This is a genomic window from Xanthomonas sp. NCPPB 3442, from assembly GCF_056725145.1.
Genome location: NZ_CM161514.1, coordinates 4,760,960 through 4,782,535, shown reverse-complemented (window position 1 = coordinate 4,782,535; position 21,576 = coordinate 4,760,960). Strand labels below are relative to the sequence as shown.

General features: G+C 65.5%; 11 protein-coding genes. 8 read left to right on the top strand and 3 right to left on the bottom strand.

What is annotated here, in order from left to right; all coding sequences use genetic code 11:
• Window positions 1-143: 143 nt before the first annotated feature.
• The 5 genes from AC1POX_RS20725 (at window position 144) to AC1POX_RS20705 (ending at window position 7,143) form a co-directional block, all read left to right on the top strand.
• Window positions 144-1,925: an autotransporter assembly complex protein TamA gene (locus AC1POX_RS20725; protein ID WP_008571752.1), complete on the top strand. Its 1,782-nt coding sequence runs from the start codon at window positions 144-146 to the stop codon at window positions 1,923-1,925.
• Window positions 1,922-5,776 carry a translocation/assembly module TamB domain-containing protein gene (locus AC1POX_RS20720; protein WP_372164673.1) on the top strand — a complete coding sequence of 1,285 codons (3,855 nt, stop codon included), beginning with the start codon at window positions 1,922-1,924 and terminating at the stop codon, window positions 5,774-5,776. The genes AC1POX_RS20725 and AC1POX_RS20720 overlap by 4 nt, the downstream gene beginning before the upstream one ends.
• Window positions 5,777-6,046: 270 nt before the next feature.
• Complete coding sequence (locus tag AC1POX_RS20715) at window positions 6,047-6,475, top strand: hypothetical protein (RefSeq protein WP_008571740.1); 429 nt, start codon at window positions 6,047-6,049, stop codon at window positions 6,473-6,475.
• A gap of 10 nt (window positions 6,476-6,485) precedes the next feature.
• On the top strand, window positions 6,486-6,935 hold the full coding sequence (locus AC1POX_RS20710; protein ID WP_031424894.1) for a type II 3-dehydroquinate dehydratase: 450 nt from the start codon (window positions 6,486-6,488) through the stop codon (window positions 6,933-6,935).
• A complete protein-coding gene (locus AC1POX_RS20705; protein WP_005914565.1) occupies window positions 6,916-7,143 on the top strand; it encodes a hypothetical protein in 228 nt (75 codons plus the stop codon). The genes AC1POX_RS20710 and AC1POX_RS20705 overlap by 20 nt, the downstream gene beginning before the upstream one ends.
• Window positions 7,144-7,481: 338 nt before the next feature.
• On the opposite strand, the gene AC1POX_RS20700 is transcribed toward AC1POX_RS20705, so the two are convergent.
• Together AC1POX_RS20700 and AC1POX_RS20695 are read right to left on the bottom strand one after the other, a co-directional pair.
• On the bottom strand, window positions 7,482-9,212 hold the full coding sequence (locus AC1POX_RS20700; protein ID WP_008571737.1) for an outer membrane protein assembly factor BamB family protein: 1,731 nt from the start codon (window positions 9,210-9,212) through the stop codon (window positions 7,482-7,484).
• Window positions 9,213-10,069: 857 nt separating this feature from the next.
• Entirely contained in the window at window positions 10,070-10,654 is a 585-nt protein-coding gene (locus AC1POX_RS20695; RefSeq protein ID WP_008571736.1) for a gluconokinase, read from the bottom strand.
• Between the two features lie 158 nt (window positions 10,655-10,812).
• Here AC1POX_RS20695 and AC1POX_RS20690 point away from each other — a divergent pair, with 158 nt between their 5' ends.
• On the top strand, window positions 10,813-12,195 hold the full coding sequence (locus tag AC1POX_RS20690; RefSeq protein ID WP_008571735.1) for an MFS transporter: 1,383 nt from the start codon (window positions 10,813-10,815) through the stop codon (window positions 12,193-12,195).
• A gap of 2 nt (window positions 12,196-12,197) precedes the next feature.
• Window positions 12,198-14,597, top strand: coding sequence for a GH36-type glycosyl hydrolase domain-containing protein (locus AC1POX_RS20685; RefSeq protein ID WP_372183836.1), 2,400 nt, complete (start codon window positions 12,198-12,200; stop codon window positions 14,595-14,597).
• Window positions 14,598-14,690: 93 nt separating this feature from the next.
• On the opposite strand, the gene AC1POX_RS20680 is transcribed toward AC1POX_RS20685, so the two are convergent.
• Window positions 14,691-17,333, bottom strand: a complete 2,643-nt coding sequence (locus tag AC1POX_RS20680; RefSeq protein ID WP_372356553.1) for a glycosyl hydrolase 115 family protein — start codon at window positions 17,331-17,333, stop codon at window positions 14,691-14,693.
• A 726-nt stretch (window positions 17,334-18,059) separates the two neighbouring features.
• Between AC1POX_RS20680 and AC1POX_RS20675 the strand changes: the two genes are divergently transcribed.
• Window positions 18,060-21,512 (top strand): hybrid sensor histidine kinase/response regulator, encoded by a 3,453-nt coding sequence (locus AC1POX_RS20675; RefSeq protein WP_228729584.1) that lies wholly within the window; start codon window positions 18,060-18,062, stop codon window positions 21,510-21,512.
• Window positions 21,513-21,576: the final 64 nt, after the last annotated feature.

The window sequence follows — 21,576 nt, the reverse complement described above, 5'->3', positions numbered from 1 at the left end:
AGCAGCAATTGGGGGGCCGCTCGCAATCGATGTCAACGAAACGTTAACAACACGCCGACTGTAACCACTTCACTCGGCCCCCGTATAGTCGCGCTTGCCTAGATTTTTTGTCCCTTCACGCCGAGGCTGGGTATCCTTTGACGATGCTTAAAGTCGCGTTTGCTCTTTCCTTGCTGTGCACCCTGTTCGTTCCGCTGCAAGCGGTTGCTCGGGCAACCATCGACAAGATCGAAATCAAGGGGTTGGACGGCGGCGACGACGCCGAGATGATCGAGAACATCCAGGTCTCCCTGTCTCTGTATGAGGCCGTGGGCAAGGAGCAGGGCGAATCGCGTCTGGAATATCTGTTGGCACAGGCCGAGCGGCAGACGCGTGAGGCGCTGGAGCCCTTTGGCTATTACTCGCCGACCATTACGCTGGCCGCACCGCGCGCCGGCGACAGGGTGACCGTGGTGATCACGGTGGACCGTGGCGAGCCGGTGCGGGTGCGCACCTCGCATATCTCGATCACCGGCTGGGCCGAGCAGGACCGCTACCTGGGCCAGGACCTCAAGCAGTTCGAGCCGCGCGAGGGCCAGGTCTTCAGCCATCCGCAATACGAAGCCAGCAAGGTGCGCATCACCCGGCGCCTGGCCGAGCGTGGCTACTTCGATGCCGACTTCACCCAGCGCCGCGTTGCGATCACGCGTGCCGAGCATGCGGCCGACATCGATCTGAACTGGGACAGCGGCCGCCGCTACGACATGGGCAAGGTGCGCTTCGACTACGACTACTTCCGCGACGGCCTGTTCGACCCGCTGGTGTACTGGGAGGAGGGCAGCTACTACCACGAAGGCAAGCTGGATCGGCTACGCGAGTCGCTGACCAAGCTGGATTACTTCAGCACCATCGATATCCAGCCCAAGCCCGAAGAAGCCGACGACCAGGGCCGCGTGCCGGTGGACGTCAAACTTACCCGCGCCAAGCGCACGGTCTACACCGCCGGCTTGAGCTACGGCAGCGAAAGCGGTGCCGGTGTGCGCGGTGGCGTGGAGCGGCGTTACGTGAACTCGCGCGGCCACAAGATGGACACGCAGCTGGATTACGCGCAGAACCGCAAGAGCCTGACGACAAGTTATCGCGTGCCGGCGTTCCGTTGGCTGGATGGCTGGTACACCGCCTCGGCGCGGCTGTACGACGAGCAGACCGATTACATCGACCTACGCAACGTCAAACTCACCGGCAGCCGCAGCGGCCAGATCAACGAGCGTTGGAGCGCGATCGCCTCGATCAACGCCTTGCGCGAGCGGTGGCGTTTCAGCAGCGGCGACGATTTCGAAGGCGCGGTGTACGAGACCTCCACCCTGATCTATCCGCAGTTGCAGGCCAACTACGTCAATGTCGACGACCGGCTGTTTCCGCGCAGCGGCGTGTCGGCGCAGATGTTCATCCGCGGCGGCGCCGAAGGTGCCGGCTCCGATACCAACTTCGGCCAGCTGTATGGCCAGCTGCGCTGGTTTCTGGGCGCCGGCGACAACAGCCGGTTGATCCTTCGCGGCGAAGGTGGCACCACCTGGACCAGCGACCTGGTGGCGATGCCGCCGAGCCTGCGCTTCTTCGCCGGTGGCGCGAACAGCATCCGCGGTTATGCGTTTCGCGAAGTCGGCCCGCGTACGCCCAAGCCCGACGAATTCGCGCTGGGTGCCAAGAACGTGGTCACCGCCAGTGCCGAGTACGAGCATTACCTCAAGGGCGGCCCCTGGGGCGGGGCAGTGTTCGTCGATGGCGGCAGCGCCTTCGATGACCGGCCCGACTGGCATACCGGCGTCGGCTTTGGTCTGCGCTGGCGCTCGCCGGTGGGCCCGGTGCGGGTGGATATCGCACATGGCTTGAACGATCCCGACTCGCAGTTTCAGCTCTACATCGATATCGGGGCCAACCTGTGAGCGCACCTTCCCCTACGCCGCCGGCACCGCGTCCGCGCTTTTATCGCCGGCGCCGGTTCTGGGTGGGCTCGGGCCTGACCGTGCTCGGGCTGGTGTTGCTGGCCTTGATCGCGGTCTATTGGCTGCTGCAGACCGTGGCCGGGCGCGACGTGTTGCTGGCGCAGGTCGTGGCGCGCCTGCCGGTGGGCGCCACGTTTACCTACGGCACCGTCGAAGGCCCGGTGGCCGGCCCGCTGACCTTGCGCGATGTGGACTTCCATTATCAGGACATCCACTTCACTGCAGAACGCGTGTATCTGGAGCCGGACCTGCGCCCGCTGCTGGGGCGCAAGCTGCAGCTGGACGCGGTGCAGGTCAGCAATGCCACGTTGAACCTGGGCAAGAGCGAGGAACCGTTCACCCTGCCCAGCTGGCCCGAGTCGCTGCCGCAGATCAACGTGCCGCTGGCGATCCAGGCCGACAGGATCGATGTGCAGAACCTGCGCATCACCCAGCTGCAGCAGCCGATGATCGTGCTGCACAAGGTGCAGGGCGGGCTCGAGGTCGCCACCGGCGAGCTGCGCACGCGCGATCTGGTGATCGACACCGACATGGGCGACTTCCGCCTGCACGGCGATTACCTGCCCAACGACGACTACCGTGCCGATCTGACTGCCACTGCCGTGCTGCCTGCCGCACGCGGGCGCACCCCGGCCAGCCTGGGGCTGGTGGCACGCGGGGATCTGGACAAGATGGAAGTGGCCATTGCCGGCCGGGCGCCGGCGCCGCTGCAGGCCAGCCTGGTGTTCACCGGCCGCGATGACCCGACCTGGGCATTCAAGGCCGTGACCGAGGCGCTGGACACCTCGTTGTTGATTCCGGCCGCGGAGGGGCAAGCCAACCCGCCGGCCACGCCGATCGCGCTGAACCTGCAGGCGTCCGGCAAGGGCGGCAACGCCGATCTGCACGGCAGCCTCAAGCAAGGAGAGCTGAGCGCCACGCTGCAACCCTCGCATGTCCGCCTGGCCGAGCAGGTCCTCACTGTCGAACCGTTGGTGATCGACACCTTCGAAGGCCGCACGCAACTGCGTGGCACCGCCGATTTCCGCGACACCCAGAATCCGAGTTTCCGGTTTGCGGTCAACGCCAGCGGCCTGCGCTTCACCCCGGCCGCGGATCCGGCCACGCCGGACGCGCCGCTGGTGCCGGTGGAGTTGCAAGACGCACGCCTGGGCGTGGCCGGCACCTTGAAGGCCTGGGCCGCGATCGGCCGCGCCTCCCTGGAGCGCGATGGTCAGCAGGCCGAGCTGGTCTTCGACAGCCGCGGCAACGACCAACGTGCACAGCTCAAGCAGGTGCAGGCAAAAACGCCGGGCGGCGCGCTGGATCTCACCGGTGAAGTGGCCTGGGCGCCGGAGCTGCAATGGGATGTCAGCGCGCAACTGGCCAAGTTCGACCCGGGCTATTTCGCGCCGGGTTGGAACGGCAACCTGTCCGGCAAGATCGCGTCCAAGGGTCGCCGATTGCCGGCACCTGCCGGCGGCGTCTCGCCGGGGTTCGAGGCCACTGCAGAGATACCCAGCCTGACCGGGCAGCTGCGTCAACGCGCGCTGTCGGGCAACGGCAAGTTCGCGTTGCGCGGCGAACAGGGCGAAGGCGAATTGCAACTGGCGCTGGGCAATAGCCGCATCAACGCCAAGGGCAAGGTGGGCGACCAGCTCGATATCGCCGCGCAGCTGCAGCCGTTGCAGCTGGACGACGTGCTGCCTGGCGCCACCGGCATCGTGCGCGGGCAACTGCAGGTCAGCGGCAAGCGCGACGCACCCGACATCACCGCCGACATTGCCGGCAACGGCCTGCGTTGGGACACCTATAGCGCCCAGAGCATCAGCCTGCGTGGCCGGCTGCCGTGGCGTGGCAGCGATGGGCAACTGGCCCTGCAAGGCACCGCCATCGAAGCCGGCGTGGTGCTGGATAGCGTGCGCGTGCAGGCGCGCGGCGCGGTGGAGGCCTTGCGACTGGATGCGGACATCGCCAACAGCATGGCCAGCGTCGCCCTGCAGGGCGATGTGCGGCGCAACGGCGAGCGCTGGCAGGGGCAGGTCGCCACGCTGCGCATCGCACCTGCCAAGGGCGATGCCTGGGCGCTGCGCAAACCGGCGCAGTTCAGCACCGATGGCGCCGCGTTTACCTTGTCCGACACCTGCCTGGGCGCGGCCACCGGCGGCGCGCTGTGCGCCAGCGCCAACTGGCCGCGCGAGGGCATGGTGGTGCACGGCGACGCATTGCCGCTGTCGCTGGTGCAGCCGTGGCTGCCCAAGCAGGAAGGTCGGCAGATCTATCTGCGCGGCGAACTGTCGCTGGACGGCAGCTTCAAGCCGCGCGGCAACGCCTGGGAAGGCAGCCTGCGCATCGCCTCGCCCGAAGGCGGCATTCGCTTGGGCGAAACCCGCTACGCGGCAGTGGCCGGCAATCCCAATCGCGGCGAGTTGCTGCGCTACGACCAATTCAGCGTGCAGGCCGATTTCACCCAGCAACAGATCCAGGGCAAGCTCGGTATCGGCTTCCAGGGCGCCGGCTTTGTCGATGCCAAGTTCAATACCGGCTGGGATGCGTACGCGCCGCTCAACGGCGAGCTGTATCTGAACATGTCGCGGCTGTACTGGCTGGAGCTGGTGATTGCCGACGTGGTGCGGCCGAAGGGGCTGGTCGAGGGCCACGTGAGCCTGCGCGGCACCCGCGACAAACCGCTGCTCGGCGGCGATGCCACCCTGAGCGATTTCACTGCCGAATACCCGTCGATGGGTTTGACGCTGAGCGAGGGCAAGGGCCGCTTCGATGCGCTGCCGGACGGCTCGGCCAAGATCACCGCCTCGGCCAAGTCCGGCCCCGGCACGCTCACTGTCGATGGTGGGTTGTCGTGGTTCGGAACCAGCACCCCGTTGCTGCTCAATATCCGCGGCGACAACGTGTTGGCCTACAACACCAGCGAGTTGCGCATCATCGCCAACCCGGACATGCAGTTCGGCATTACCGACAACACCATGCAGTTGCGCGGCAAGGTCACCGTGCCCGAAGCGGACATCGACCTGGAACGCCTGGACCGTGGCACCTCGGTGTCCGAAGACGTGGTGGTGCTGGACCCGGTGGACCCGGAACAAACGCCCGCATCGCCATTGGACATGGACCTGGCCATCGTGCTCGGCGACAAGGTCAATATGAGCGGCTTCGGCCTCAAGGGTGGACTGAGCGGGCAGATGCAGATCCGCGCGCGCCCTGGCCGCGAAATGACCGCCAATGGCGGGCTGGATGTGCGTGGGCGCTACAAGGCCTATGGCCAGGATCTCACCATCACCCGTGGCCAGCTGACCTGGAACAACAACATCGTCTCCGACCCGCGCGTGAGCCTGCGCGCCGAACGCAAGATCGGCGATGTCACCGCCGGCATCGACGTCAGCGGCCGCGCCGAATCGCCGCGTGCCGATGTGTGGTCCGAGCCGGCGATGTCGCAATCGGAGGCGCTTTCGTACCTGGTCCTCGGCCGCGGGCTGTCCACTGCCAGCAGCGACGAAACTCAGCAGGTCAGCGCCGCCTCGGCCGCGCTATCGGCCGGCAGCAGCCTGATCGCCTCGCAGATCGGCGCCAAGCTCGGCCTGGACGAAGCCGGCGTCAGTCAATCCAGCACGTTGGGCTCGGTGGTGGGTTTCGGCAAATATCTCTCGCCCAAACTCTACGTCGGCTACGGCGTGTCGATGGTCGGCGGCGGCTCGGTACTGACGCTCAAGTACCTGCTCAGCCGCGGCTTCGATATCGAAGCCGAATCGAGCACCATCGAGACCAAGGGGTCGGTGAACTGGCGGCGGGAGAAGTAAGCGACGGTGAACTGGCAGAAACTGCTGGCGACCGATGATCTCTGCCGCCGTTCGCGTGCAGCGCTCGTTGCATGGGTAGAGGATTACATCGGTTGCATCTGCTTTACCTGCGCTGCGCATCGGCATCGATGGCGCGTTGGACTGTGTCTACTGATGGAAAGCGCGCCATTACGCACTCTTTATGCTCGCGCCCCGGCGCGCGAATAGCTCCTTTATGCCCGCCGGGCCTACCTTGGCACTCCCGCACTGTGGTGCGTTGAGTCGAACACGATGTGTATCCTGATTTTGCGCGGTCCTCAGGCCGATCCGGCACCGTCGGTGACGATGCAGTTGCCTGAGTGTGCTGGCCGTGCGTTGCGCACGTTGGCGTGTGCCGATGTGGATCGCTTGATTGCCGAGCTGCATGCGGCCGGTGGCGATGCCGAGGTGGAGCTGGTGTTGCTGGATTCGGGCGATCTGCCCTTGTCCGAGCGCAGTTGTGCGCGAGCCTTGCGTGCTGCCGTGGACGCGTTGCCTACGCCGTATATCGAGCTGCATACCGATGCCGATCAGGAACTGGAGCCGTGGCTGCATGCGCAGCATGCGCCATTGGCAGTGGTGATCACGCCGCACGATGCGCCGCGTGCATATGCGATGTCGCTCGGCATTGCCGCGCGGTGTCTGCCGCCGATACACGCGCCACTGCGCGTTGCTGCCTGAGGAGGTCGCCATGTCGATCATGATCATGCGTGGGCCGGAGGCGGCCATGCCGCAGGTGCGTGGGCCGCAGCCGTTGCCGCGCGCCGTCATTCGCCAATTGGTGGCGTGTGCCGGGGACGCGGGCAAGACGGTGGCCTTGCGTGCCTGTGGCTCGGAACAGGAACTGCTGGATGCGCTGCGTGTGGCCGGCCAGGCGCGGATGGAGATTGCGCTGATCGATCCGGGCAGCTGCGTGGACAGTACGCGGTTGCATCGCGTGTTGAGCCAATTGCCTTACCCCTATGTCGAAACGCACGACGACAGCGTGGACCGTCCGGAACGCTGCCTGCCGCACGGTTTGGGGCAGTGCATCGCCACGGTGCGTGGCTACTGCGCGCAGAGCTATCTGTTGGGGCTGGAGATCGCGCTGGAACATCTGGGCTGCACGGAGATTCAAGGCGATGTCCACGTCGGGACCTGAGCGGCGCCAGCTGCATTACTTCGCCGATTACGAGGGCTACTGCGATGGTCGGCCAGTGCTATGGGGGCAACTGGCGCATAGCGTGGACGTGCCGGCCGATGGCGAACTGGACGCAGCCGCGCTGGTGCGCGCGCTGCGTCGCCGTGCGGCCGAGGCGCACGGCCTGGAAGCAGGGCAGATTCGCCTATGCCAGGTCACGCGGTTGTAACTGGGAGCTTGGAGCAGCCACCACCGCGTGTGCGGCAGCCACTAGCAGCCACTCGGCGGGTGCGGCCTCTGCTCGTCCGGCATGGTATGTGGACGCTGCGGTTGCTGCACGCTGTCCTACGCACCTGGCAACCACTGGCGACGTTTAGTTTGCCGCGCTGCGTTTGGCGCGTGGAGCGGCGTCATCGCTGCAGACGATCCCGCACCGCATTGCGGCTCACGCCGTGCAGCGCTTGCAGCCATACCAGCCCAACAACAATCACTGAAAGACACTGCCGCCCGAAGGCGGCAGTGTCGTGTTGCAGACAGGACGCGTCACTGCCGTCCTGCTAACTCCGCTTACTTGGCTGCTGCGTTGTCCGGCACGAACTTGGTCAGCTGGTTGCCGGTGGCCGCCGTGCCGAAGTTGAAGCGGCCGTAGCCGGCGCCCCAATACAGCGCGCCGTTTGCGATGGCCGGCGAACTGATCACCGAGCCGCTGGCGTTGTAGTTCCACACGGTGGCGCCGGTGTCGGCGTCCAGTGCCACCATATTGCCGGCCATCGAGCCGGCATACAGCAGGTTCGGCGACACCGTCAGCGAGCCCTGGCCGCCCGCCGGCACGGTCGGATTCACCGGGTTGACGCCGGGCACCTTGACCTGCCATTTGATCTTGCCGGTTGCCGCGTCAAGGGCGGCCCATGAACCGCCATTATGGGTCTGCACGTTCGCCGGCCCCAACGTATAGGTCGCGTTGGAGTTGTTGTTGATGGCCACGTAGATCTGCGACTTGTACGGGTCGAACGCGGTACCCCATTCCACGCCACCGGTGGTGCCGCCGGGGCCGACCTGGGTCGACCAGACCTTGGCGCCGGTCTTGGCGTCGAAGGCCCAGTAGATGCCGCTCTTCTGACCAGCGCCGACCAACTGCTGCAACCTGCCGTTGCGCGGCACGGCAAACAGTTGCACGCCGGCACCGCCAAAGTCGTAATCCGGGCCGGTCAGGTTGGTTGCCTGCGTGTTGGGGCACAGACCGTTGGTTGGCGCCACGATGCAGGACAGGTTCCACGCATCGTATCCCTGTGCACGGTTGGCCCAGATCAATTTGCCGGTATCCAGATTCAATGAAATCACCGAATCGACGTAGTTGTCCGGCGCCATGCAGTTGAGCTCATCCTGCACGGTGAGTTCGCTGCCGCGATAGGAGCGCGCGTTTGAAATGCAGTTACCCACGCCCTGCGGAATGTTGTAGTTGTTGCCGGTGCCGAAATACAGGCGACGGTTGATCGGATCGATGGCCACCTGGCCCCACACCGATGCGCCGGTGTAACCCTCGGGCACGTTGTAGAACTGCCATACCTTCTTGCCGGTGTTCAGATCCACCGCCACCACGCTGCCGCGGAAGCTGAAGGTGTGGTTGGCCGCCAGGTTGCCCCAGTCGCCGGAGGAGACGCCGACGTAGATGCGGTTGCCGTAGATGACCGGCGAGGAGGTGATGCGCGCCTGCGGGTTGGCTTCCACCGTGGTCTTCCACAGCAGCTTGCCGGTCTTCTTGTCCAGCGCCAGCAAGGTGCCGGCGACCTGGTCGCCAACGATGATGCTCTTGGCGCTGATGGCCGGCGTGTTGCGCGTCACCGAGTTGGCGTTGCCGGTGTAATCGGACAGTTTGGCTTGCCAGTTCGGCTTGCCGGTTTGCGTGTCCACGCTATACAGCGTGCCACCCCAGTCGGGCACATACAGGGTGCCGCCTTCGACGCTGGGCGTGGCCGAGATGTCGCCGGTGGTGGTCAGCGTCCACGCCGGTTTGAGCGTCTTGGCGGTGGTGCGATTGATCTTCCACTCGCCCGGTGCGAAACGCGAGTTCAAGTAGCCGCCACCGGCGGTGGTCCAGTTGGTGGGGCTGGCGAAGGGAAGGTCTTGACCGAAGCTGCGCCAGACCTGGCCGGAGCGTGCGAATGCCTCGGTATCCAGGGACGATACCGGCTGTTGCGCGGTGGTGGCGCCGGACTGCGCGAAAGCCACGGCACTGACGAGCAGGCAAGGAACGAGCGTCAAACTGCAAAATCGCAAACGGCGTTTGGGATTGGTCATCACGGCATGTCCTAGATGGAAGGAAGCGCTGGATCCCCCCGGATCTGCTGACCGAACGATGGACGATTGACGTGACTGCGCAACACCTGCGCGGCGCTGCATTCAGACAGCGGTCGGGTCCGTTTGCATCTGGTGCGACCAGCTTGAAAAATTTACGTTCAATCGGTTCGTTATTCGCACCAATCGTGATGATTCATCACTATTTCCTGGGTTGCGATAGAAAAAATGATTGATGCGGGCTTGGCCCAGGATGCGCCGATGACGGCGGTTTGCAAGAAGTAACCAGGAAATGTTGCGCAACCTTGTGTGGTGGGCCTTTGCAACGGATGGACGCGATGGGGAAGGGCGCGAGGAGAACCCGGTGCGCAGCGTCTCCGGTCGATGGCAGCGTCCTGCGGTATGTACCGAACGGGGCGTTTGGGATCGGCGCTGTGGCCGATTGCATTGCGCATTGCTTGTCGTGCCGCGTGCGGCGGTAGCGGGATGCGCGATGCGGGTGGCCGTACCCTCATCCGTCCCTCGGGACACCTTCTCCGGCGGGAGAAGGGCATGGCGCGTTGCAGATGCGCGCACTTGGCAGCGGCGTGCGGCCGTGCGGCTGCGCGCTGGATACGCAAGCCAGCGCGACAGCAGATGTTTCGCGCGCTACGCCGTGATGGGTACCACCGATCTGCACTGCGGTAACGCTGCGCGCCGCGCATCGCTGCAGGTTAACCATCTCGACACGGAAGCGGCAGCCTCGCGACGCACAACGCACAACGCACAACGCACAACGCACGACGCACGACGCACAACGCACAACGCACGACGCCTAGACGGCACCCACTGCACGCATCACGCAAATGGTCTGCGTCCGCTTACACCCGCTCCGACGCGCGCGAAGCGTGTTGCACTGCAGCGGGATCGATCGCGGCTAGCTGTGCGATCGCATCCTGCACAACCGCTGGCACGCTGGCGTCCACGTCCACCGACACCACGTCCGCTTCGTCCAACGGCAGCTCCAATGTCTGCAGCTGGCTGTCGAGCAATGTGGGTGGCATGAAGTGGCCGGCGCGGTTGCTCAGGCGGGCGGCAATCACGTGCGGGGCCGCATGCAGGAACACAAAGCGCATCGGCACGCCGCTGTTGCGCAGCAGTTGGCGATGCGCGCTGCGCAAACCGGAGAAGGCCAGCACCACCGATTCGCCGGCCTGTACGCAATCGCGCAGCGTGGCCGATAGCAGTTCGACCCACGGCAGGCGCATCGCGTCGGTGAGTGGTTGGCCGGCCGCCATCTGCGCGCGTGCTGCCACGCTGTGGTAGTCGTCGGCATCCAGAAAACGGAAGCGGTAATGCGCTGCCAGCGCGTGTGCAATGGTGGTCTTGCCGCTGCCCGACACGCCCATCACCACGATGGCAAGCGGCGAAGCGGACGCGGGCGTGGCATGTGTGGCGGTGTCCATCACGTCAGGTTATATCTCTGGATCGATTCGGCATTCGAATGGATTTCACGTTGGCGGCAGCCGATGCGTGGTGTAGCGTCGGCGCTCCTCGCCAGGTGCGCGGGGCACCCAGCGTAACGGCGTGCTCGGCCTGGTACAACGCATTTGAAGGTGTGTCGATGACGTCATCGCCCGCAACGTCTCCTGCATCGGCGCGCCTGCGCTGGCGCGAAAAGCTGGGCTATGGTGCCGGCGATCTGGGTCTGAATCTGTACTGGGCCAACATCTCGGCGTTCTTGCTGATCTTCTACACCGACACCATGCACCTGCCGGCGGCTGCAGTCGGCACCATGATCCTGTTGACCAAGATCGCCGATGCAATCGCCGACCCGGCGATGGGCGCATTGGCCGACCGCACGCGCAGCCGGCTGGGCAAGTTCCGCCCGTACCTGTTGTGGGGTGCGTTGCCGATGGCTGCTGCCGGCGTGCTTGCCTACACCACGCCGGATCTGGACCAGCATGGGCGTATGTGGTGGGCCACGATCACCTTCCTGGTGATGATGCTGGCCTACACGGTGGTGAGCATTCCGTACTCGGCACTATCCGGCGTGATCACCGCCGACAGCCAGCAGCGTACCGGTCTGATCAGCCTGCGTTTCATCGGTGCATTTGCAGGGACCACGTTGGTCAATTACTTCACGATGGACCTGGTGCGCTGGTTCGGCGCAGGCAACGATGCGCTAGGATGGCAACGCACGATGCTGCTGTATGGCGCAGTGGCGCTGGCGTTGTTCGTCACCGTGGCGCTGACCACGCGCGAACGCGTGCAGCCGCCGCCGCAACAACGCACGCCGATTCGTCGTGACATCGCCGACCTGCTGCAGAACAAACCGTGGTGCGTACTGTTCGTGCTGTCGTTGATCATCATGATCACGATCACCATGCGCGGCGGTGCGGGCGTGTACTACCTCAAGTACTACGTACAACGTCCGGATCTGGTCGGCCTGTTTCTGGGCAGCTACTCGGTGGCCCTGGGCGTGGGTGCGGCCATCACGCCGCTGCTGACGCGGCGCTGGGACAAGCGCCAGCTGATGTTCTGGCTGATGGTGCTTGTTGGCCTGCTGAGTTGTGCGATGTTTTTCGTGCCGGCCGATGCGGTGTGGGCGGTGTTTGTCTTGAACATGCTGATCGGCCTGGCGCTGGGGCCGAAATCGCCGTTGGCGTTTTCGATGTATGCCGATAGCGCCGACTACACCGAATGGCGCACCGGCCGCCGTGCCACGGCGATGACGTTCGCCGCGGCGACGTTTTCGCAAAAGCTCGGCGGGGCGTTGGCCTCGGCCGGCATTGCCTGGGTGCTGGCTGCAATGGGCTATGTCGCCAATACCGCGCAGTCCACCGGGTCGTTGACCGGCATCGTGCTGTTGCTGACAGTGATTCCGGGCGCGGTTGCGCTGCTGGCGGCCTGGACCATGCGCTTTTATCCGCTGGACGACGGGCTGTTGAACCGCATCCAGCTCGAACTGGCCGCGCGCAAGCGCGACGAACCGGAGCACCCCTGACCGTGTCTGCAACGCCCCCCGCCACGTCCGATGCGCTGTCCAGCCTGATGGCGCCCAGCGCCGATGGTGCGCGCTATGCGCTCTATAGCCCTACTGCAATGCCCAATGCCGGCGGCTTCCTGTGGAACCGCCGCATGATGGTGCAGCTGACCTGCCGCGGTTATGCCACCGGCCAGTTCATGCAGCCGGAGCCCTCGAAATACGCGCATGCGCCGATGCTGGAAGCGCGCAATTTCATGATGCCCGAGCAGCCGTACTACGCGCATCATCCCGGTCGCTTTTTCTATCTCAAGGACGAAGACACCGGCGCGTTGTACTCGGTGCCGCATGAACCGGTGCGCGCGCAGCCGCAAGCGTTTGAATTCTCTGCAGGCAAGCACGATGTGCGCTGGCGGGTGCGCCACGACGACATCTCGGTGGAGTTGTGCGTGTCTCTACCCACCGACGATGCGGTGGAGCTGTGGGAATGTCGTGTGCACAACCTGTCCGGGCGCGCACGCAGGCTGAGCCTGTATGCCTATTTCCCGGTCGGCTACATGTCGTGGATGCATCAGTCCGGCGGTTACGAGCCGGCCTTGGGCGCAATCGTCTGCCGTAGCGTGGCGCCGTATCAAAAGGTGGACGATTACTTCCGCCAGCGCGATTTCAAGGACTGCACCTTCCTGCTGCACGAGCAGACGCCGGTGGCCTGGGACGCACAGCAGATGGCATTCGAAGGCGAGGGCGGGTTGCACGCGCCTTCGGCCGTGCAGGCCGAGCAGCTGGGCAACCACGATGCGCACTACGAAACGCCTGCCGCCGCGTTGCAATACCGGCTGACACTGGACGCCGATGCGGCCAGCGTGTATCGCTTCGCATTCGGGCCGGCCAAGGATGATGCCGAAATCGCTGCGCTGCGTGCGCGCTATCTCTCCGAAGCCGGTTTCGCCCAGGCGGCGCGTGAATATGCGGAGTATCTGCAGGCCGGTCGTGGCTGCGTGCAGATCGCAACACCCGATGCGGCGCTGGATAATCTGGTCAACCATTGGTTGCCGCGCCAGGTGTTCTATCACGGCGACGTCAATCGCCTGACCACCGATCCGCAGACGCGCAATTATCTGCAGGACCATATGGGCATGGCCTACCTGCAGCCTGCCACCGCACGCGCGGCGCTGTTGCACGCCCTGTCGCAGCAGGAGCCCAGCGGCGCAATGCCGGACGGCATCTTGTTGGTGGAAGGCGCCGAGCTCAAATACATCAACCAGGTGCCGCATACCGATCATTGCGTGTGGTTGCCGATCTTTTTGAGCGCCTATCTGGCCGAAACCGGCGATACCAGCATCCTGGACGCGCTCGTGGAAACCCATGACGGGCAGCGCCTGAGCGTGGCCGAGCGCCTGGATGCGGCCATGCAGTGGCTACTGGATGCGCGCGATGCACGTGGGTTGAGCTTCATCGCGCAGGGCGACTGGTGCGACCCGATGAACATGGTCGGCTGGCGCGGCAAGGGCGTGTCCGGCTGGCTCACCGTGGCCACCGCGTATGCAGTGCGCCTGTGGTCGGAGATCTGCACCGCGCAAGGGCGCAGCGCGCAGGCGCAGGCATTCGGCGAGGCGGTTGCCGTCATCAACGCCGACGCCAACCGTGAGCTGTGGGACGGCAACTGGTACGCGCGCGGCATCACCGACGACGGGGTGCGCTTCGGCATCGCCGACGATGTGGAGGGGCGCATCTATCTCAATCCGCAGAGTTTCGCGCTGCTGGCCGGCACTGCCGATGCACAGCAACGTGCGGCGCTGCTGGAGGCGGTGCGCGAGCAGCTGCACACACCGTATGGCCCGGTGATGCTGGCGCCGGCGTACACGCACATGCGCGATGACGTAGGACGGCTGACCCAGAAGTGGCCGGGCGCGGCGGAAAACGGCGCGGTGTACAACCACGCAGCGGCATTCTATTTGTACAGCCTGTACCAGATTGGCGAGGCCGACCGCGCCTGGGAAATCCTGCGCGCATTGCTGCCGGGGCCGACCCGCGAGGATGTGCTGCAACGCGGCCACCTGCCGGTGTCGCTGCCCAACTACTACCGTGGCGCGTGGCATCAATACCCGCGCACGGCCGGGCGTTCGAGCCAGCTGTTCAACACCGGCACGGTGGCATGGGTGTATCGCTGCGTGCTGGAGGGCTTGTTCGGACTGGTCGGGCAGGGCGATACGCTGGCGATCCGTCCGCAGCTGCCGTCGCATTGGCCGCACGCGCGTGCGAGGCGCCAGTTCCGTGGTGCGGACTTCGACGTCACGCTGACGCGCGAGCCGGGTCGCACCGCGATGGAGGTACTGGTCGATGGCGCGCTCTGTCCGGAGCAGCGCATCGGCAACATCGCGCGCGGGCAGGTGTATCGGGTCGAGGTCCGGTTGCCCGGATGAGTCCGCGGGCCGGTCGCCGCCTCGGCGTTGGCGGCGGCAATGGACGGCTGAAGCGGCTGGAGCGCGCTTGCGACGCCCTCCAGCTGGCTTGCGTTAGCGTGTCGGCGCTGGCCCCAGATAGGAGGCAGGCACCGGCACGGTGCTCAGCACGAGCTTCTCCAGGACGATGTTGTCGTCGATCCTGAAGACCTTGATCGTGTGCCGACCCTTCGCCAACGCGCCCATCTGCGCCGAGACGAACACCGCATTGTCCCGTACCGCGGTTGCCCAGGCTTTTTCGGCGGGCGTGTTCTGTGCCCCGCCGGTCGGGTGCAGCTCCCAATTGACGGTGGTCACCGGACCGTCGTCGATGGAGACGCCGAGGCGAAGCGGCCCGCGGTTGGACGTATCCAGTGTGGGCGCAAGATACAGGCCGAGCGTCGCAGGGCCCGGCGTGGTGACCACCACGTCGTACTCCACGGCGACACGGTCTTCGGCCGTGGTGGCAGGCTGCCCCTGCGGCAGCGCGACTAGGGCGCCTTGCGTTCGTCCCAGCGCGGGGATCGCCGTCCATTGCAGCCCCTTGTTGGCGATGACCCGCGAGAACATGGGCGCTTCGAGCGCGAGCACCCCTGGCGTTTGCGGGGCAGGCGGGGCGAATGCGATCGAGCGCGCGATCCGGTCGGGCGGCGTATCGCCGCCAACGCGGCTGATCGAGGGCATGGACTGTTGGGTCGGGTCGTTCCAGATCACATAGCTCATGTGGACCTGATTCATCATGCCGTCCCATTTGCCGCCGTTGATCGCGTGGTAGCGCTGTGTCAGGGCCTTGTCGCGCTCGAAGGTGGTTTCGACCATGTCGGCGAAGTAATTGGCACGTGCATCGTTGCGAGCGGCCAGGCGCTTGTTCCATGCGGCCGCGTAATAGAGCTGGTAGAGATTGGAAACCGCCGCGATCGGGTATTCGATCAACTGGTAATAGGCATCTTGCTGGTCGGCAGGCAGGCTCGCCTTGACGCCGAGCATGCGCTGCTCGAGCGCCTGCCACTGCGCCGCGATTGCGCCGAACTCACCGCCATCCAGCTTGGCCGGCGCACCTTCGCCCAGGGCGAAGCTGTCCTGATCGACCAATTCCGGCTTTCTCCGCGCAACCAGCATGCTGTAGCGGGTGATCAGCTCTCCGATGCGCGCGGCATGCGCCGCGTCGAACGATTCCTGTGCCCATTGCTGCGGATACGCCGCAAGTGCGCCGGGCGTCATCGCCTCCGGATTCCAGGCCATCTTCAGGAAAAAGCTCAGTGGATATTCCATCGGCTTGATATCGCCGACGTTGACCACCCACAGTTGCCGTGCGCCGCGCCGATAGGCCAGATCCATCTGCTGCCAGATCTTTTCGACCTGATTGGTATTGATCCATTTGTAGTTGCGCGGCACTCCCACATAATCGAAGTGGTAGTACACGCCATACCCACCGGCGCGCTGCAGGTCGGTCACCGGAAGGCGGCGGATCTGGCCCCAGTTGTCGTCGGAAAACAGCAGCGTGACATCGTCGGGCACCTGCATTCCGTGGTCGTAGTAGTCCTGCACTTCCTTGTAGAGCGCCCACACCTGCGGCGTTTGCGCGGCCGGCGCCTTCGTCACATCGGCAATGATGGCGCGCTGGTCAGCCACAACCTGTTCCAGCAAATGGCTGGCCGTGCTCTCGGCCATCGGTTCGTCGCCATCCCCGCGCATGCCGACGGTCACCAGGCTGTCGTAGCGTTGGCCGCCGCCCTTGGACATCATTCGCGCAATGCCGCCCTTCCAGAAGGCGCGCAGGTTGGCGGCATTGCGGGTGTAGTCCCAGGCGCCGCCGCTGTTGGGGATGCTCTTGAGATGCCACTCCTTCTGCGCGCGCATCATCGGCTCATGATGGGAGGTACCCATGACGATGCCCATCTGATCGGCCAGCACCATGTTGTTGGGGTCATCGACATTGAATGCCTTGCCCCACATCGCCGGCCACAGATAGTTGGCCTTCATGCGCAGGCCCAGCTCGAAGACATGCGCGTACATCTTCGCATTGACGCCACCGAATTTCTTCGTCGCCCAGCCCTTCAAGGCAGGGTCTTCGTCGTTGATGAAGAATCCGCGGTAGCGCACCTTCGGCGCATCGGACACGCTGCCGCGGGTGATGAACAGGTTGGATCGATGCGCCGTTGCGACGTCGGCAAACCAGTACCACGGCGACACGCCAATCTTCTCCGAGACATCGTAGGTACCGAAGACCGCGCCACGGCGATCGGCGCCGACGATGACGAGCGCCCGATCGATCTGCGGCGTGGGGCGATCGACGACAATCTGCGTATACGCCTCCCAGCGTTGCAGCAAGGCGCGCCTGTCGATTTTCCCGGCGGCGATCAGCGTATCGATGATCGGGCTCTGGCCGAGCGTGCCCACGATCACGGCCGTTCCGCGGACGCCTGCCAGATCGGTGCTCACGCCACTGGTGCGGCCGGCAACCCGTTGCAGGTCGGCTGCGAAATTGTCGGCCACCGATCGCACGGCGGAATCGGCCGAGGCATCGACCACGACCGTGGCGGGTACGTCCGAGCGGATGAGCGCAAACGCACCGGCGCTGTCGCGTTCGCACACCGACACCGGCGTGCGACAGGCCCAGGCACCGTCGGCGGCGAAAAGGCCGGCCACGATGAGCAGCAGGGATCGCACGCCCGACGGCGCACTAGACGAGATCTGGCTTCTTGCTTGAACGGACATGGGCTCTCCACACATGCGGTGCTGATTTCTGGATGGGTGCGACACACGGATCGACGGCACTGCCAAGCGGCGGGCGCGGCCGATGCACCGCACCGGTCTGCGCCACGCCTGCACGAGGGGTCGCGTTCCATCGCGTGGTGATGAACGCGCAACTGGGTGCGTTGACTGCCGTCGTTGCACTGCAACAGTCGATCGCACTCACGCAGTGACGCAAGCGATGACGTTGTGCCTGGCATTGCTGTCATGCAAGACGCCATCGAGCAATGAAATGCTTTGGGTACATCGTCCGATTCAAGGTGGACAGACAGTATGTTGTGTTAGCGCTAACATCAAGCCCGCCGGCAAGCCCGGCTGCTCGGTAGACGCTCCGCAGCCCTGCGCAGGTCACGTCTTGCGCGGCCATGGTTTCGCCGAGCGCGGCGATGGTCGCGGTGTGGCTCAACCGTGCCGGCATGTGTGAATGGCCACGGGCGCCGCGCCGGTGGCCGCACACCAACCGCAGATATGCCCCCAGTCCGCGCGGGCATGTTTGCGCAATCTGCGATGCCAATGCCCGGCAAGGCGGGGGTAGTGCAGGCCACCAAGGCATTGCGCAGCCCGGCAGGACGCAACGCGCATGCCGATGCACCCACACGGCAGAGCCGCCCGGCCCGGATGCCGCGCCTGCAACGCCGATGTGCGCGACTGCGTAAACTCCACCGCTGGCGCTGCGCCACGTCGGAGGACATGTTGGTCTCGAGCTGGATCCTGCTGCTGGTGTCCCTGGGTTACGCAGCCCTGCTGTTCGGGGTGGCGTGGTGGGGCGACCGCCGCCCGCTGTATCCGGAGCGGCCGTGGCTGCGGCCGGCGGTCTACAGCCTGGCGCTGGCGGTGTATTGCTCGTCGTGGACCTTTTACGGCGCGGTCGGCTCGGCGGTGCGCAATGGCATCGGCTACCTGCCGATCTATCTGGGCCCGCTGCTGTTGCTGCTGTTCGGCTGGCGCATCATCGAGCGCCTTGCGCTGATCGCGCGCGCCGAAAATACCGTGTCCATCGCCGATTTCATCTCCTCGCGCTACGGCCGTTCGCGCCGCCTGGCCGCGCTGGTGGCGGTGATTGCACTGATCGGCATCGTTCCGTACCTGGCGCTGCAATACAAAGCGGTGGCGATGAGCCTGGAAGTGCTGACCGGGCATAGCAGCGCCGGGCGCGGCATCTTCGCCGACCCGGCGTTGTATGTGGCATTGCTGATGGCCTTGTTCGCCACCTTGTTCGGCACCCGCCAGGTCGACGCCACCGAACACCACCGCGGCATGATGCTGGCGATCGCACTGGAGTCGGTGATCAAGCTGGTCGCCATCGTGGCGGTGGGGCTGTTCGCGTGGCTATGGTTGAGCGAGCACCAACTGCATATCGCCGATTCGGCGCGCACGCTGTTCGAGCACACGCCGTCGGTGGGCTTCATTTCGCAGACGCTGCTGAGTTTTCTGGCCGTGATCTGCCTGCCGCGCCAGTTCCATGTGGCGGTGGTCGAATGCAGCGACGTTGGCGATATCCGCCGTGCGCGCTGGTTCTTCGGCGCCTATCTGGTGATCATCTCGGCGATGGTGGTGCCGATCGCTTCGGCAGGCATCGCATTGTTCGGCAAGGGCAGTGCGGTGGTCGACGATGCGGTGGTGCTGGCCCTGCCACTGAGCCAGGGCAACACGGTGCTGGCGCTGGTGGCGTATGTGGGCGGTTTCTCGGCGGCCACCGGCATGGTGATCGTGGCCAGCATCGCGCTGGCCACCATGGTCAGCAACGACCTGGTGATGCCGGTGCTGCTGCGTCGCCGCGGCAGCGCCGATGCGCGCGCGGCGGTGGCCTCGCGCGTGTTGTGGATCCGACGTGTTGCCATCTTGCTGCTGGCGCTCATTGCCTATGGGTATCACCGCAGCGTGGCCAACGACACCACGCTGGCTGCGTACGGGCTGATGGCATTTGCCGCGGTGGCGCAGTTTGCGCCCGGTGTGATCGGCGGGCTGTATTGGCGCGGTGCCAGCCGCAAGGGCGTGGAGACCGGCATGGCGCTCGGCTTCATGACCTGGATCTACACGCTGCTGCTGCCGGCGGCCACGCGCGCCGGCTGGCTGCAGACCGACTGGCTGGTGGACGGGCCGTTCGGTATCGCCTGGCTGCAGCCGCAGCAGCTGTTCGGCATGCGCGGCTGGGACCCGTTGGCGCATGGCACGTTCTGGTCGCTGCTGATCAACGTGGGCGCGATGATGCTGGTCTCTGCGCGCTGGCGTCCCGGCGTGGACGAACGGTTGCGTGCAGCGCCGTTCCTGGACCCGTACGCGCAGCGCCCGGCGGTGGCCGGCGACTGGCCGGGGCATGTGCGCGTGGCCGATCTGCAGGCGCTGGCCGAGCGTGTGGTGGGCGAGCGGCACGCGCATCGCGCTTTCGTCGACCAGGCGGTGCTGCTGGAACGCGAGCTGCAGCCCACCGTGGTGGCCGACCGCGCCTGGGTACAGTTCACCGAACGCCTGCTCGCGGCCTCCATCGGCGCCGCCTCCGCGCGCCTGGTGCTGACCAGCCTGTTGCGCGGTTCGGGCATGGAACTGGGCGAAGTGGTGGCAGTGCTGGACGAAGCCGGCCAGGAGCTGCGCTTCAATCGCGAGATCTTGTCCACCACGCTGGAAAACATCAGCGCCGCGGTCAGCGTGGTCGACCCGGACATGCGCCTGACCGCCTGGAACCGGCGTTATCAGCAGTTGTTCGGCTATCCCGATGGCATGTTGTATGTGGGCCGGCCGGTGGCCGATCTGATCCGCTACAACGCCGAGCGCGGCGAACTGGGCGAGGGCGATATCGAAGACCAGATCGACCGGCGTATCCGGCATATGCGCGCCGGCTCGCCGCATGTGTTCGAACGCACCCGCAGCGACGGCAAGGTGATCGAGATGCGTGGCCAGGCGCTGCCGGGCGGTGGCTACGTCACCAGCTACAACGACATCACCGACTACAAGCGCGCCGAACGCGCGTTGCTGGACGCCAACGAAAACCTGGAACAACGCGTGGCCGATCGTTCGCGCGAAGCCGAGCTGGCGCAACAATCCAAGACCCGCTTTCTGGCGGCCATCAGCCATGACGTGTTGCAGCCGCTCAACGCCGCGCGCCTGTTCGCCTCGGCCTTGCGCGAGAGCCTTCAGCACAACGAAGAGCAGCGGCATCTGGCCGAACGCGTGGATGCCTCGCTGCGTGCGGCCGAAGAATTGCTCGACGGCTTGCTCGACGTCTCGCGCCTGGATGCCGGTGGATTGCGTCCCACGGTCGAGGATTTCGACGCCAGCGCGCTGATGCACGAGCTGGCCGCGCAATACGCGCCGGTGGCGGCCAGCCGTGGTCTTCAGCTACAGGTGCATGTGCGCCCGATCTGGGTGCGCAGCGACCGCCGCCTGCTGCGCCGGGTGATGCAGAACTTCCTGGCCAATGCGCTGCGCTACACGCGCCAGGGCCGCATCGTGCTGGGCATGCGCGGGCGTGGGCAGCAGGTGGAGCTGCAGGTGTGGGACACCGGCCCTGGCATTCCCGAGCACCACATGCGGCAGATCTTCGAAGAATTCCGCCGCTATCAGCAGCCCTTCGATTGGGGCGAGCAGGGTCTGGGCTTGGGTCTGTCGATTTGCCAACGCATCTCGCGCCTGCTCGACCACGACCTGAGCGCGCGTAGCCAGGTCGGCCGAGGCAGCATGTTCTCGATCCTGTTGCCGCGTGTGGCGCCGGTTCCGGTGGCACCGCTGTTGCCGGTGACGGCCGCACGTGCATCGCCCAGTGGCGATTCGCTGGCCGGCCTGCGCGTGCTGTGCGTGGATAACGACCGCGAAATTCTCGATGGCATGCGCGCGCTGCTCGGTCGCTGGCAGGTGGAGGTGATCACCGCCAGCACCGTGGACCAGGCACTGGAACGTGCGCGCGAACAGCCGGACCTGATGCTGGTGGATTACCACCTGCACGACCGCATGGATGGCCTGGACACGCTCGATGCCGTGCAAGCCGCCGCACCGGCGCCGATCGCCGGCGCCCTGCTCACGGCCGACGGCCGCGACGAACTCAAGCAGCTTGCGCGCGAACGCGGTTACCGGCTGCTGACCAAGCCGGTGAAACCGGCCTCGTTACGCGCGTTCCTGAGCGCCTACCACGATGCAAAGACACGCTGACAGGTGCGACTGCAGCGTAGCAGCGTGCCTGCGCGCGATTGGGCATTACCGATAACGCTCCGTC

What these genes read in the sequence shown, in the direction of transcription:
- AC1POX_RS20705 (WP_005914565.1), top strand. Translation starts at nt 6,916, where the DNA reads ATGTCCACGTCGGGACCTGAGCGGCGCCAGCTGCATTACTTCGCCGAT.
- AC1POX_RS20715 (WP_008571740.1), top strand. Translation starts at nt 6,047, where the DNA reads ATGTGTATCCTGATTTTGCGCGGTCCTCAGGCCGATCCGGCACCGTCG.
- AC1POX_RS20725 (WP_008571752.1), top strand. Translation starts at nt 144, where the DNA reads ATGCTTAAAGTCGCGTTTGCTCTTTCCTTGCTGTGCACCCTGTTCGTT.
- AC1POX_RS20710 (WP_031424894.1), top strand. Translation starts at nt 6,486, where the DNA reads ATGTCGATCATGATCATGCGTGGGCCGGAGGCGGCCATGCCGCAGGTG.
- AC1POX_RS20680 (WP_372356553.1), bottom strand. Translation starts at nt 17,333, where the DNA reads ATGTCCGTTCAAGCAAGAAGCCAGATCTCGTCTAGTGCGCCGTCGGGC.
- AC1POX_RS20695 (WP_008571736.1), bottom strand. Translation starts at nt 10,654, where the DNA reads ATGGACACCGCCACACATGCCACGCCCGCGTCCGCTTCGCCGCTTGCC.
- AC1POX_RS20675 (WP_228729584.1), top strand. Translation starts at nt 18,060, where the DNA reads ATGTTGGTCTCGAGCTGGATCCTGCTGCTGGTGTCCCTGGGTTACGCA.
- AC1POX_RS20690 (WP_008571735.1), top strand. Translation starts at nt 10,813, where the DNA reads ATGACGTCATCGCCCGCAACGTCTCCTGCATCGGCGCGCCTGCGCTGG.
- AC1POX_RS20700 (WP_008571737.1), bottom strand. Translation starts at nt 9,212, where the DNA reads ATGACCAATCCCAAACGCCGTTTGCGATTTTGCAGTTTGACGCTCGTT.